10 protein-coding genes are annotated in these 13,755 nt (G+C 70.2%); all 10 read left to right on the forward strand.

Annotated elements, in window-relative coordinates:
• Positions 1 to 275 precede the first annotated feature (275 nt).
• The 10 genes from J4573_RS09670 (at position 276) to J4573_RS09710 (ending at position 13,686) form a co-directional block, all read left to right on the forward strand.
• Complete coding sequence (locus tag J4573_RS09670; RefSeq protein WP_208254930.1) at positions 276 to 566, forward strand: WXG100 family type VII secretion target; 291 nt, start codon at positions 276 to 278, stop codon at positions 564 to 566.
• Complete coding sequence (locus J4573_RS09675) at positions 554 to 1,825, forward strand: WXG100-like domain-containing protein (RefSeq protein ID WP_208254931.1); 1,272 nt, start codon at positions 554 to 556, stop codon at positions 1,823 to 1,825. The genes J4573_RS09670 and J4573_RS09675 overlap by 13 nt, the downstream gene beginning before the upstream one ends.
• 14 nt (positions 1,826 to 1,839) lie before the next feature.
• Positions 1,840 to 2,502 (forward strand): hypothetical protein, encoded by a 663-nt coding sequence (locus tag J4573_RS09680; protein ID WP_208254932.1) that lies wholly within the window; start codon positions 1,840 to 1,842, stop codon positions 2,500 to 2,502.
• Positions 2,503 to 2,941: 439 nt separating this feature from the next.
• The gene (locus tag J4573_RS09685) at positions 2,942 to 3,604 is read left to right on the forward strand and encodes a DUF4097 family beta strand repeat-containing protein (protein ID WP_208254933.1); all 663 of its coding nucleotides are present in this window, start codon (positions 2,942 to 2,944) and stop codon (positions 3,602 to 3,604) included.
• 145 nt (positions 3,605 to 3,749) lie between these two features.
• Entirely contained in the window at positions 3,750 to 4,949 is a 1,200-nt protein-coding gene (locus tag J4573_RS09690; protein WP_208254934.1) for a serine hydrolase domain-containing protein, read from the forward strand.
• Between the two features lie 116 nt (positions 4,950 to 5,065).
• Positions 5,066 to 5,983, forward strand: coding sequence for an NADP-dependent oxidoreductase (locus J4573_RS09695; protein WP_243772680.1), 918 nt, complete (start codon positions 5,066 to 5,068; stop codon positions 5,981 to 5,983).
• A gap of 176 nt (positions 5,984 to 6,159) precedes the next feature.
• A complete protein-coding gene (locus tag J4573_RS09700; RefSeq protein WP_208254935.1) occupies positions 6,160 to 7,185 on the forward strand; it encodes a CaiB/BaiF CoA transferase family protein in 1,026 nt (341 codons plus the stop codon).
• Between the two features lie 69 nt (positions 7,186 to 7,254).
• A complete protein-coding gene (locus J4573_RS55210; RefSeq protein WP_307796573.1) occupies positions 7,255 to 10,341 on the forward strand; it encodes a helix-turn-helix transcriptional regulator in 3,087 nt (1,028 codons plus the stop codon).
• Positions 10,342 to 10,547: 206 nt separating this feature from the next.
• Positions 10,548 to 10,670, forward strand: a complete 123-nt coding sequence (locus J4573_RS55215; protein WP_279575392.1) for a hypothetical protein — start codon at positions 10,548 to 10,550, stop codon at positions 10,668 to 10,670.
• 64 nt (positions 10,671 to 10,734) lie between these two features.
• Positions 10,735 to 13,686, forward strand: coding sequence for a helix-turn-helix transcriptional regulator (locus J4573_RS09710; protein WP_208254937.1), 2,952 nt, complete (start codon positions 10,735 to 10,737; stop codon positions 13,684 to 13,686).
• Positions 13,687 to 13,755: the final 69 nt, after the last annotated feature.

Genomic DNA, 13,755 nt, shown 5'->3' on the forward strand with positions numbered 1-13,755 from the left:
CGTCGTATTAGAAGGATCGTCAACCGCCACTGTGGACGTTACCGACCGCTGAGCATGGTCGGCCGCACGCACCGATCGTGATCGCCGACCACTCCAGCTTTCTCCTTGAGGTCTGCACGCCCCCGGCGCTGCAACGAGCCCTGCCAGGAGGGATCCGCCGTGGCTCGGGTTGCAGAGGGCGATTAGCGAGCCTTTTCGGACTGCTGCCTTGACTCATGACACAGGCGCGAGTTCGCTTGCCCACGCGGCTGCATTGCACGCCACGGGAGGATCCGATGGTGTTGATCCAAGCGGAGTTCGCTGCGTTCCGTGAGGCTGAACGGGATTTTGAGCGAGCCCTGCAACGACTCGAGACCGTGCTGGACAACCTGGAGGGCGACCTCGAGCAGTCGCTGGCCGAGTGGGATGGCGACGCCCGCCGCGCCTATGCCAAAGCGCGTGATCGATGGGACAAGTCCGCCCGTGACCTGCACGCCGAGCTCGCCCGGCTGCACCGGGCGATCGCACGGGCTCACCTCAACTTCCGCAGTTCCAGCAGCACCAACGTGCGGATGTGGTCGGGTTGAGCCGGGTCTGGATCGACACTGACCTGGTGCAAACGGCGGCCAGCAACGTCGCCGGCGCGCAGAACAGATTCGGCCAGACCTGGAGCACCCTCGCCGGAGCACTGACACCCACCAACGGCATGGCGGGCAACCCCGGCAAAGACGCCGCCGCAGCCAAGTTCGCCCCCGCCTACAGCCACGCCGCAGAAGCCGCCTGGGGCGGTCTAGCCACACTCCACCGGTCGGTCGGCGACATGTCACGAGGCCTCACGCAGACGGTGAAGAACCACACCAAGGCCGACCGCCGCTCGATGATCAGCGGCCCGTCGCCGTTCCCGCAACAGCCGAACTCGGTGCCGACCTTCCGCCAGTTCGTGGGCCTCGAAGCGGCCGGCCCCCTCAACATCCTGCCGCCCCCACCGGTCACAGGACCGGGCGCTTCTCCGCCCAAGTCACTCCTGGAGAATCTGACCGGCCTCCATTTTGACCCACTCGACCTTGACAAATACTGGCCGACCGGCGACCCATGGTCCCTCCTGCGCGCCGCCGACGCCTGGCAGGCCGCCCACACATCGCTCATCGAGGTACGTGGCCGACTCGCCGCCGACCTCAAGCGAGTCACAGACCAAAGCGACGCCCCTGACATCGACGCGTTCGGCGGCTACTGGGACCGGATCTACCAGGACTGCTTCCCCTCCACCTTGCTGGAGGCGCTGCCCAACCTCTGCGATGGCATATCCAGGGCCTGCCGCGAGTACGGCAACGCCGTACTCGACGGCCAAACCAAGGCAAGCGACGCGGTATCCAACCCCATCGGAATCATCGTCGAAGCAGCCACCATCCGCGCGGCGCTCGCCGCCACTGCGACCAGACTCCTCCAGACCGTCAGCGTGATCACCGCGGGAGCGCTGGCCTCCAACCTCATCACCTCGGTCGCCACCGGTGTCGCCGACACTCCCAACCTCCGCATCCTTGATGCAGAACTCGATGGCCTGAAAGGTGATGGAAGCGGCCGCCCGGGCAACATAGTTTGGGCTCTGAACGAAGACGACGTCCCAGCCCTGGACAGCACCGGAAAGGTGCACGGAGATATCCCTGACCTCATTCCAAGCCATTGGACTGAAGAGGATCTCGAGCAATTGGAGAGCGAGTTGGAGATCAGTATAAAGAAGCGTCAAGAAGTGAATGATCAGCTCGGCATAGACTATAGACATGCACTTAGACTCGCCCAGGAGTTGCGGCTTCTTCGTCAGATCAAGAAAGAGCTGGGCGGCACCTAGAAAGAGACACAGGAATGGCAACTGGAGACGAAATCATAGGCGAGCTGCTTGAGATTCCCGAGGATGGCGAGGAAGCCGGTCGCCTCTCATACGCCCTGCTCAGGGAAATATTCGGCGGATACTCGCCGGAAAGTCTGCAATCATTGATGGACAGCGACAAGGACTTCCTTGTCGACTCGGCATCATGGATCTTTTCGGAGCTGGGCTCCAAATCCTCGCCCTATTTGCAGTCAATTGCCTTCCTCTTGAGCCACCGGTCACATCGCGCCCGCTTCTGGGCAATTGAGGCGGTGCATGCGGCTGCCGGCCCGGGGGACGGCCGCATCATCGCCCAAGCTTTTAGCCTGATTGCCGATCCGACGCCACAAGTGAGATGGGAAGTCATGAACTTCCTCTCGGGAGCTACGACAGCGCAACTGGAGAGCAGCCTCCCCTATTTGCGCGACGGAAGTCTTTCCTCTCCCGTTTCCTGGCTTGCCAGTATCTCAGACAATCACGAGGCCGATAAAGAAATAAAGAACAAGTTGTCCAGCAGTTCTTCAATTGACCGTCGAATTGCGGTGGCGGCTGCGGCGCGAAGCCCCTCGGGGCGTAGGCCTCTTCTCGAGTATGCCGCTACATTGTCTGACCCTGAAGTTCAAAACTTCGCCGAAAGCGCACTGCGCACGATGAATTAGTCGCCGTTCACCGTCGCCATCACGACCGCGGTCCGGCTGGTGCCACCAGCCGCAGCTAGCACCTCTTGCGCCAAAGCGGTGTCGTGCGTGTGCGCGGCTCGTAGAACAGCCCGAACCGAATCGCAACCACCTCCACGCGTCTGACCAGGCAGAACTGCCCGCCCGCCAAGGTCACCCACGCCCAGCGTCCGTCGAATTGGACACCGAGTCAACGCCAGCCGCGCAGCGGCAGGACCTCACCCCATAGCGTTAACTCTCAATCCATTGCAAAGCCTCGCCTAGGCTCATTGCATTGAGTTTCAGGGACATTGCAACACTTTTTCAGCCGTGAGCTGCACGTATGCATATTTAAAGCAACGAGTCTGTTGCATAGATTTGGAATGCAACGTAGCGTTTGCGTTGTTCGAAACAACGAGGAACACGAACGCAGGAGACCACGATGCAGACCTTCGCCGCCACCGCCTCGATCACCACCGTCCTGGACATCCCCGCCGGCCAGATCCAGCTCACCGCCGCCGACCGCGCCGACGCCACCGTCGAAGTTCAGCCCGCGGACGCTTCCAAGAGCCGCGATGTGAAGGCCACCGAGCAGACCAGCGTCGACTTCCGCGACGGCATCCTGCGGATCCAGACCGCGGCCAAGAACCAGCTGATGGGCCCCTCCGGCGCCGTCCAGGTCACCGTGCACCTGCCCGCCGGGTCGGCCGTCCAGGGCAAGGTTGCCAGCGCCGACGTCCACAGCACCGGGCCGCTCGGCGAGGTCAGCTTCGAGGCCGCGCACGGGCAGCTCGCGTTCGATGAGACCGGCGACGCCCAGCTGACCGTGCAGGCCGGTGACGTGCAGGTCGGGCGTCTCAGCGGGGCCGCCACGATCACGACCAGCAAGGGTGACATCCGCATCGCCGAGGCCACGGGTGGAGCGCTGGTGCTGACCACGCAGGCCGGTGAGATCTCGGTCGGCGCCGCCACCGGGGTCTCGGCCTCGCTGGACGCCAGCACCAGCAGCGGCCGCGTCCACAACACGCTCAAGAACGACGGCACCAGCCAGCTCACCATCCAGGCCACCACCTCGGTCGGCGACATCGTCGCTCGCAGCCTCTGACCGTGAACCGGCCGAACAGGGCCGTCAGACCACCAGGTCTGACGGCCCTGAGCCTTTGGGGGGACGGGGAGTCTGGCTCGCGCGGGTGACGCGTGGCGGGGTCAGTGATCTTTAGCGTGATGGCTTACCGATCAAGGGAGCACACGTGTTCAAGCATCAGCGGGCGTCCAAGGGCGCGTTCGTCCTGGCCGTGGCGGTCGCGGGTTCGCTCGCCGCCGGATCTGTCGCTGCGGCGGGCACCACGTCCACGAGCGCCGGGCACGAGCGGTTGCGGGAGGTGATGACGCGGCTGACCACGGTGGACGGCGGGCCCGGTGCGCTCGTTCAGGTGCGTGACCGGCGCGGGAGTGCGGTGCTGACCAGCGGCGTCGCGGACGTGAAGAGCCAGGCGCCGGTACGCGGGGACAGCACGTTCCGGATCGGCAGCATGTCCAAGATGTTCGTCGCGACGACCGTGCTGCAGCTGGTGGGCGAGCACCGCGTCTCGCTGGACGCGCCCGTCGAGCGCTACCTGCCGGGCGTCATCCGCGGGGCCGACAACGACGGGCGGGAGATCAGTGTTCGGCAGCTGCTGCAGCACACCAGCGGCCTGCCCGACTACCTCAAGTACATCAAGCCGCAGGACGTCATCCAGGACCCGCTCGCCCACCACGACACCCGCGACATGGTGAAGGTCGCGCTCGCCCACAAGCGGGACTTCAAGCCCGGCGACGGCTGGCACTACTCCAACACCAACTACCTGCTCGCGGGCATGCTCATCGAGAAGGTGACCGGCCACTCGTACGGCCAGGAGATCCGCCACCGCATCATCAAGCCGCTCAAGCTGCGCGAGACGTACGTGCCGGGCGACTCCTCGGTGATCCCCGGGCCGCACCCGCGCGGGTACGCGCGGCCGGGCGCGAACGCGCCGCTCATCGACATCACCGCGATCAACCCCACGGTCGCGGGCGCGGCCGGGGGCATGATCTCCAGCGCCACCGACCTCAACCACTTCATGGCCGCGCTCGTACGCGGCAAGCTGCTGCGCCCGGCCCAGCTGCGGGAGATGATGCGGACCCGCTCGACCGACGACGGCTCCAACGACGGATCCAGCGACGGATCCAGCGACGGCGACGGATCCAGCGGGCGGGCGTACGGGCTGGGGCTGGAGAGCAACCCGCTGCCCTGCGGCGGCGTGTACTGGGGCCACAGCGGCGACGTCCTCGGCTACCAATCGATGGGCGGCGTCACGACCGACGGCAGGCAGGCGACGGTCATGGTGAACCTCGACCCGGGCGGTACGGACGCCCAGGACGACGACGTGAAGGCGGCCGTCGAGACCGCTCTGTGCGAGGCCGAGTCCTGAGAACGGCGAGGCAGGGATCGGCGATCCTAGGCAGAGCGGTCCGATTTCGGGTTCCGCGAACGGTTGGCACCGTGATCTGCGTGCGGGAATCCACCCCGCGGATCAGGGAGATCGACATGAGCACGATGAAGGCCGTTCGGTTCGACGAGTACGGCGAGATCGAGGTCCTGCGGGTCGACGACGTGGAGCGGCCGGTGCCCGGTGCGGGGCAGGTGCTGGTGAAGGTGGCGGCGGCATCCGTCAACCCGGGCGAGATGTCGATCCGCACCGGGATCCTCCACGCGATCTGGCCGGCGAACTTCCCGTCCGGTCAGGGCAGTGACCTGGCCGGAACGGTGGCCGAGGTCGGCGCGGGCGTCGAGGGCCTCACCACGGGCGACGAGGTGTACGGGTTCACCGACGACCGCGGCAGCCACGCCGAGTACGTCCTGGTCGAGGCGGGCAACCTAGCGATCCGCCCGCCGGAGGTGCCGGCGGAGCAGGCCGCCACGCTCTACGTCGCGGGCACCACCGCGTACGCCGAACTGCGCGCGGTCGGCGTGGAGCCCGGCGACACGATTGTGATCACCGCGGCGGCCGGCGGCGTCGGAACGTTCGCCGTCCAGCTGGCCGTCCGCGCGGGCGCCACCGTGGTGGGCCTGGCGAGCGAGCGGCATCACCAGTGGCTCCGCGACGTCGGCGCGATCCCCGTCACCTATGGCGAGGGCGTCGCCGAACGCATCAAGGCCGCAGTCGGGGACGTGGACGCGTTCGTCGACAACTTCGGCGGCTACACCGAGCTCGCGCTGGAGCTCGGCGTCGACCGCGACCGGATCAACACCATCGACCGCGCAGCCGCGGCCGAGCACGGCGTGAAGGCGCACGGCAACGCCGAGGCGGCCGAAATCAAGGTCGTCGCCGAGCTGGCCGACCTCATCAAGGCCGGCGACCTGCGGGTCCCGATCGCCGCGACCTACCCGCTGGCCCAGGTCCAGGACGCGTTCCGGGAGCTGGAGAAGCGCCACACCCGCGGCAAGATCCTCCTCAAGCCGTGACGGACCAGGGCTCGGTCCGGGGCGCACCGCCGAGGGAGACCTCGTTGCCGTCGGGATCGCGGTAGGTCGGGATCGCGGTAGATCGTACGAGGCGGTCGATCGAGCAAGCGCTCGCTTGACCGGCGCCTCGACCTGACGGCAGGGTGGGGGCGGGTGTGGGATCTGGGAGGGGTGCGATGGGGCTGCTGGACGGGCTTCGGGTGCTGGACCTGACGATGTGGCGGCCCGGGCCGTACGCGACGCAGCTGCTCGCCCAGCTGGGGGCGGACGTGATCAAGGTGGAGCCGCCCGGCGGTGAGCCGATGCGGATGTTCCGGAGCCACTTCGACCTGCTCAACCAGCACAAGCGAAGCGTCGAGCTCGACCTGAAGGACGCGGAGGGGCGGGCTCGGTGCCTGGAGCTGGCCGAGGGCGCCGAGGTCTTCGTGGAGGGCTTTCGGCCTGGCGTCGCCGACCGGCTGGGGGTGGGGCATGAGGTGGTCCGGGCGCTCAACCCGCGGCTCGTCTACTGCTCGATCTCGGGGTACGGGGCGGAGGGGCCGCTGGCCATGGTCCCCGGGCATGACATCAACTACCGGGCGTACGCGGCGGCCATGACCGAGGACGCGGTCTCGCCGGACGCGGACGAGCTGCCCGTGGCGGACATGTCGGCGGCCACGATGGCGGCGTTCGCGATCACGGCGGGCGTTCTGAAGGCGCGGGCCGGCGGGGTGGGCGACCGGATCGACCTGGGGATGGCCGATGTGCTGGCCAACTGGGTCGGTACGGTCCCGACGGCCAAGCAGCGCACGGGGGCCGGGCCGGTCGCGGGGTACGGGGTCTACCCGACCAAGGACGGGCACAAGATCACGCTGGGCGTCGTCTCGGAGGAACGGCTGTGGGCCGCTTCCTGCGAGGCGCTGGGGCTGGGCGAGTTCGCGGGCGTGCCGTTCCTTGAACGGCTCGGGCGCGTCCGAGAGCTGGACGAGGCGATCGCGGGGGTGATCGGTGGGCTGACGCGCGAGGAGGCCCTGGAACGGCTGAACGCGGCCGGAGCGCCCGTCGCGCCGGTGCTGAGCCGGGACGAGATGATCGACCTTGACCACTTCCGGATGCGGGGCGTCGTCGAGGGAAGCCCGGTCCGGACGGTCGATCACCCGCCCCTGGCCCCCGGCGTGATCGCCGAACTGGACGAACACCGTGGCCAAGGATGGCTTACCTGAGCCTCACCGAGGCTTCATGGAGGGAATATTCGTGCGGTTTTGTCAGATTCATTTGGCATGCTGGACGGCGTGAGCGCTCGCACGATCAGTCCCGTCCTGGTGGGCCGTACGACCGAGCTCGGTTATCTGGAGGACGCCCTCAGGGCCGCCCCCGGGGCCGTTCTGGTCGGCGGCGAGGCCGGGCTGGGCAAGACCCGGCTGGTCCGGGAGTTCTCGCAGTGCGTGCGCGACACGGGACGCCTGCTGGTCGGCGGCTGCCTGGAGCTGGGATCGGACGGCCTGCCGTTCGCCCCGTTCACCACCGTCCTGCGGGGGCTGGTCCGCGACATCGGGATCGAGGGCGTCGCCGAGTTGCTGCCGCGCGGCGACACCGGCGGCCTGGCCAGGCTGCTGCCCGAGTTCGGCGAGCCGGAGACGGACGCGGCGTCGGGCGAGGAGCGGGCGCGGCTGTTCGAGCTGGTGCTCACGCTGCTGGAACGCCTCGCCGAGAGCCGCCCGGTGGTCCTGGTGATCGAGGACGCCCACTGGGCCGACCGTTCCACCCGTGACCTGCTGTCCTTCCTGATCCGCAACGCCGGCACGGCGCCGCTGCTGATCCTGGTCACCTACCGCGTGGACGAGCTCCACCGCACCCATCCCCTGCGCCCGCTGCTGGCCGAGCTGGACCGGGTCGATCGCGTACGGCGGCTGGAGCTCACCCGGCTGTCGCGCGGCGAGGTCGCCGAGCTGGCCGCCGGGATCCTGGGGCAGGCGCCGGCGGGCGAGCTGGTCGACCGCATCCATGCCCGCAGCGAGGGCAACCCGCTGTTCATCGAGGCGCTGCTCGACAGCGACGGCACGCTGGCCTGCGAGATCCCCGAATCGCTGCGCGACCTGATGCTGGCCGGGGTCCAGCGGCTGCCGGAGGAGACGCAGGAGGCCCTGCGCGACGCCAGCGGCGGCGGCACCCGCATCGAGCACGCGCTGCTCGCGGCCGTGTCCGGGCTGGACGACTCCGCGCTGACCCGGGTCCTGCGACCCGCGGTCGCCGCGAACGTGCTGGTCGTGGACGGCGACGGCTACGCGTTCCGGCACGCCCTGATCCGCGAGGCGCTGCACGACGACCTGCTGCCCGGCGAGCACACCCGCCTGCACACCCGCTACGCCGAGGCCCTGGAGAACGACGCGAGCCTCGTTCCGCCTGGGCGGCTGTGGGTGGAGCTCAGCCACCACTGGAACGCGGCACACGACGCCACCTGGGCGCTGGTCAGCTCGTGGCGCGCGGCGGGCGACGCCCGCAAGGCCGTCGCCTACGCCGAGTGCCTGACGATGCTGTCGCGCGTGCTGGAGCTGTGGGACCGGGTTCCGGACGCGGCCGAACGGATCGGCGCCGAGCATCTCGACGTCCTGGAGCAGGCCGCGACCGCCGCCGACCACGCCGGCGAGTACGAACGCGGCATCAAACTGGCCACCGCCGCCGTACGCGAACTCGACGCCCGGCCGACCGCCCTCGGAGCCGCCTCAACGCAGGCCGCCGCCGCGCAGGCCGCAGCCGGAGCCGACGCAGCCGGAGCCGACGCAGCCGGGGCCGCAGCCGGAGCCGACGCTGCCGGAGCCGACGCTGCCGAGGCCGAGGCCGCTCACACGGCGGCGAGGGACTCGCGGCGGGCGGTGTTGTTGGAGCTGCGCGGGCGGATGCACTACCAGGTGGCGCGGCCCGGGTTCATCGAGGACCTGCGCGAGGCCGTACGGCTGCTGCCCGCCGAGCCGCCGAGCGCGCTCCGGGCGCGCACGCTCGCCACGCTGGCGCAGTACGTGCGGCTCACCACCGATACCGACGACGCCCGCGAGGCCGCCACCGAGTCGTTGAAGATCGCGCGCGAGCTCGGCGACGCGACGGCCGAGAGCGACGCGCTCACCACGCTGTTCTGCGTCGAGATCGACTACGACCAGGACGGCCGGTTGCTCGTGGACGTGGAGCGCACCGCCGAACGTTCCGGCAACCACCGCTCCCTGCTCCGCGCCGCCGTGATCAGGTCGCACTTCCTGGAGGGCTCGGGGCGGCACGCCGAGGCGGCCGAGGTGGCCCGCGCGGGCATCGCCAAGGCCCGGGAGTTCGGCGTGCTGCGCACGCAGGGCACCTTCCTCGGCATCAACCTCGGCGAGCCGCTGGTGTCGCTCGGCCGCTGGGACGAGGCGCTGAACGTTCTGCACCAGGCGCTCGACCAGGACCCGCCCATCACGATCAGGACCTCGCTCCTGGTGCTGCTCGGCGAGCTGTCCCTGGCCCGGGGCGACCTGGAGGACGCCGAACGGCGCCTCTCGGCGTCGCAGGAGACCATGGACCTCAAGATGAGGTGGCTCAAGACCCAGGACTACTTCGCGACGCAGCGGCTCGAGGTCATGGTCCGGCTGGCTCAGGGACGGTACGTGGAGGCGCTCGCGGCGGCGGCCCCCGTGCTGCCGACGACCGGGCTCCCCGACGACAGCCGCTACGCCTGGCCGGTCCTGGTGCTGGCCGCCACCGCCTGCGCGGAGCTGGGCGACGGCGCGATGATCAACGGCTCGCCCGCGCTTCCGCAGGTCGCGGCCCGTGCGGCCGAGACGAAGGTGCTCGGCCCGGCGCAGGAGGCGCACCGCCTGGCGTTCGAGGCCGCGATGGCCGAGGCACGCGGCGAGCCCGACCGGGCCGCCTGGGACGCCGTGGCGGAGGCCCGCACGGCGCTCGGCCAGCAGTACTGGCAGGCCGAGGCGCTGACCCGTGCCGCCGAGGCCGCGATCGCGGCGGGCGACCGGGAGGCCGCCGCCGAACGCCTCCACCGCGCCATCAAGATCGCCGGTGCGCTGGACGCCAAGCCGCTGTGCGCGCAGATCGAGGACCTGTGCCGCCGCGCCCGCATCCCCTTCGGCGGAGGCGCGGGTGCGGGTGCGGGTGCCGATTCAAGCACCGCCGGCCGCTCCGCCGTGCCCTCGTTCGGCCTCACGCCCCGCGAGCTGGAGGTGCTGCGGCTGGTCGCGGACGGGCACAGCAACCGCGAGATCGCCGAGGCGCTGTTCATCTCGATCAAGACCGCCAGCGTGCACGTCTCCAACATCCTGACCAAGCTGGAGGTCTCCAGCCGCGGTGAGGCCGCCGCCACCGCCCACCGACTGGCCCTCTTCGCCCCCGCCTCCTAAGGCGTGGCCGAGGGTCTAGGTACGTGATCGAGGGTCTAGGTAAGGGCCCGGGCGCCGAGATAAGGCATGCGCCCGATGTGAGGGGTGGCGCCTTAGGACGAATGTTGAGGGTGTCGGAAGGAAGCCGGAAGGCCCCGGAAGCCGAAAGGCCCGGAAGCCGGAAGGCCCCACAGCCCGACAGCCCGCATCGACCTGAGGAGCACGCCATGCACGCCGACATCACCCGCCAGATCGCCGCCGACCACGTGAAGACGCTCGTCCAGGAGGCGCAGCGCTCCCGCCGGGTCCGTCACCTGCTGCGCAACCCGGTCCGCCGGATCGCCGCCTGAGACCCCGGCCGCGGAACCGGCACGCATCATGAGCAAAGACGCTCCTTACCCCATACTGGACTTCATGACGAGCCAGGTCAGCCCGATCTTCGCCGGACGCGAAGCCGAGCTCGGCACGCTCCTGGAGACCTTCGAGTCGGCCCGTACCGAGGCGCCCGCCATCGTGCTGCTGGCGGGCGAGGCCGGCGGCGGCAAGACGCGGCTGGCGAACGAGTTCGCCGCGCGCGTGGGCGAGGGCGCCCGCGTGCTGGCCGGGGGCTGCATGGAGCTGAGCTCGGCCGGTCTGCCGTACGCCCCGTTCACCGCCGCCCTCCGCCAGCTGATCCGGGAGATCGGCGAGGACGGCGTGGCCGCGCTGATGCCCGGCGGCACCACCCGCGACCTGGCGCGCCTGCTGCCCGGTCTCGGCGAGGCCCCGGCCGACTCCGATCCCGCGACCGCGCGGGCGCGGCTGTTCGAGCAGATGCTGACGCTGCTGGAACGCCTCGCCACCCGCGAGCCGCTGCTGCTGATCGTCGAGGACGCGCACTGGGCCGACCGTTCCACCCGTGACCTGCTGGTCTTCCTCGCGCGCAACCTGCGCCACGGCCCGCTGATGCTGCTGATCAGCTACCGCTCCGACGACCTGCACCGCACCCATCCGCTCCGCCCCGTCCTGGCCGATCTGAGCCGGGCCGAGGGCGTGTCCCGGCTCGAGCTGCCGCGCCTCAGCCTCGGCGAGGTCGCCGGGCAGCTCGCCGGGATCCTCGGCAGCTCACCGAAACCCGAGCTGACCGAGCTGGTGTACGGGCGCAGCGGCGGCATCCCGCTGTTCGTCGAGGCCATGACCGACTACGCCGACGCCTCGGGCATGGGCGTTCCCGAGTCGCTGCGCGACCTGCTGCTGGTGGGCGTCAACCGCCTCCCCGAGGAGACCCAGGAGGTCCTGCGGGTGGCGAGCGCGTCGGTCGCCACCGACTCGATCGGCCACGAGCTGCTGCTCCGGGTGACCGGCCTGGACGACCAGCGGCTGAGCGAGGCGCTGCGGCCCGCCGTCGACGGCAACATCCTGGTCGCCGACTCCCAGGGCTACCGGTTCCGGCACGCGCTGATCAGCGAGGCCGTGCACGAGGACCTGCTGCCCGGCGAGCACGGCCGCATCCACCGTACCTACGCCGAGGCGCTGGAGCGCGACCCCGAGCTGTGCGCCCAGGGCGGGCCCGGCTCGTCGGCGGCGCTCGCGCTGCACTGGCACTCCGCGCACGACAACGAGAAGGCGCTCTCGGCCGCCTGGAAGGCCGCCGCCGAGTCCGAGTCCGCGCTGGCCTACTCCGAGCAGGTCCAGATGCTGGAACGGGTGCTGGAGCTGTGGGACCGGGTCGAGGACGCGCCCGAACGCACCGGCCACGACCAGGTCGGCGTCCTGGAGATCGCCATCGAGGCCGCGCACGCGTGCGGCGAGGCCCACAACGGCCTGTCCTTCGTCCGTGCGGCGCTGGCGGAACTGGATCCGGCGCAGGACCCGGATCGGGTGGCGATGCTGCTCGCGTGGCGCGGCCGTCTGAAGGGCCTCAAGGGGCTGACCGGAGAGCTGGACGACCTGCGCGAGGCCGAACGGCTGGCCGCCCGGCCGACGGCGATCCGCGCCCGCGTGCTCGACCGCATCTCGGTGACGTTGCAGCTCCACCATGAGATCGCTGAGGGGTCCGAGTTCGCCAGAGAGGCCCTCGAGCTGGCCCGCGAGCTCGGCGAGGAGGAGATCGAGCTCGACGTCACGATCAGCCTGGCGACGCTCGCCACCAAGGAGGGCGCGGGCGACCTGGACGGGACCCGCCGCACCCTGCACGAGGTCCAGCGGCGCGGGGCGGAACTCGGCCACGCGGAGACCGTGTTGCGCAGCCGCACCAACCTCTCCGACACGCTGGAGGCCGCCGGCGCGTCCGCGGAGGCCGCCGAGGTCGCCGCGAAGGGCTGGGAGATCGCCAAGGAGGTCGGCCGGGCGAGGCTGAACGGCCCCTTCCTGGCCGGCAACCTGACCGAGTCCCTGGTCTCCCTGGGACGGTGGGACGAGGCCCTGGCGGTCGCCGACGAGAGCCTGTCGATCAATCCCGCGCCCGCGCTCCACGGCTTCCTGCTCATTCATCAGGGCACGATCGCGCTGGCACGGGGCGACCTGGCGGCCGTCGAGCGGTCTCTGGAGCTGATGCCGCCCTCGGCGCGCAGCGGGTTCACGGTCCCGCAGGAGACCATGCCGCCGCGGCTGCTTCTCACGCGCTACCGGCTGGCCACCGGGGACGTCGCCGGCGCAATGGAGCTGGTCGAGGAGACCGTACGGGAACGTCCGGACGTCAAGGGCCGCTATCTGTGGCCGTTGCTGCTGGTGGGCATGCGCGCCTGCGCTGAGGCGGGCACGGTGCTGGGCGACGATGCGCTGCTGGAACGATCGGTCGCACTGCGCGCCCGGCTCCGCGAAGTCGCCGCGCACACGCTGGCAGACGGGGCACTGAACAGTGCGTACGCCACGACGTTCGCGGCCGAGGCCGCCGCCGCGGAAGGCGCGCTCGACGCCCCCGCCTGGGACGCGGCGGCGAGCGCCTGGGGCGGGCTGTCACAGCCGTACCCGCAGGCCCTCGCGCTGCTGCGCGCCGCCGAGGCGGTGGCGGGCGACGGCGACCGTGAGGGCGCGGCGGAACGGCTGAAGATCGCAGCCAGCCTGGCCGACGGTCTCGGCGCCCGCCCGCTCCGCACCCAGATCGAGGATCTCGCGCGCCGCGCCCGCATCCCGTTCGAGCAGGCCACGGCGTCCGCGACCCCGAGGAACGGCGAGCACACCTCGTTCGGGCTCACGCCGCGCGAACGCGAGGTGCTGCGGCTGGTCACCGAGGGGCGGGGCAACCGGGAGATCGCCGAGGAACTGTTCATCTCGGCGAAGACGGTCAGCGTGCACGTCTCCAACATCCTGACCAAGCTGGAGGTCTCCAGTCGCGGTGAGGCCGCCGCGCTCGCCCACCGCCTGGGCCTCTTCGCCGACCGCTGAGCCGAATCCGACCGTTCACTCGGCATGTACCGACGAGCCACTAGGTATGGCTAGGTACTGCGTTGCCGC

It is taken from the genome of Actinomadura barringtoniae (assembly GCF_017573505.1).
Taxonomy (GTDB): Bacteria; Actinomycetota; Actinomycetes; order Streptosporangiales; family Streptosporangiaceae; genus Spirillospora; species Spirillospora barringtoniae.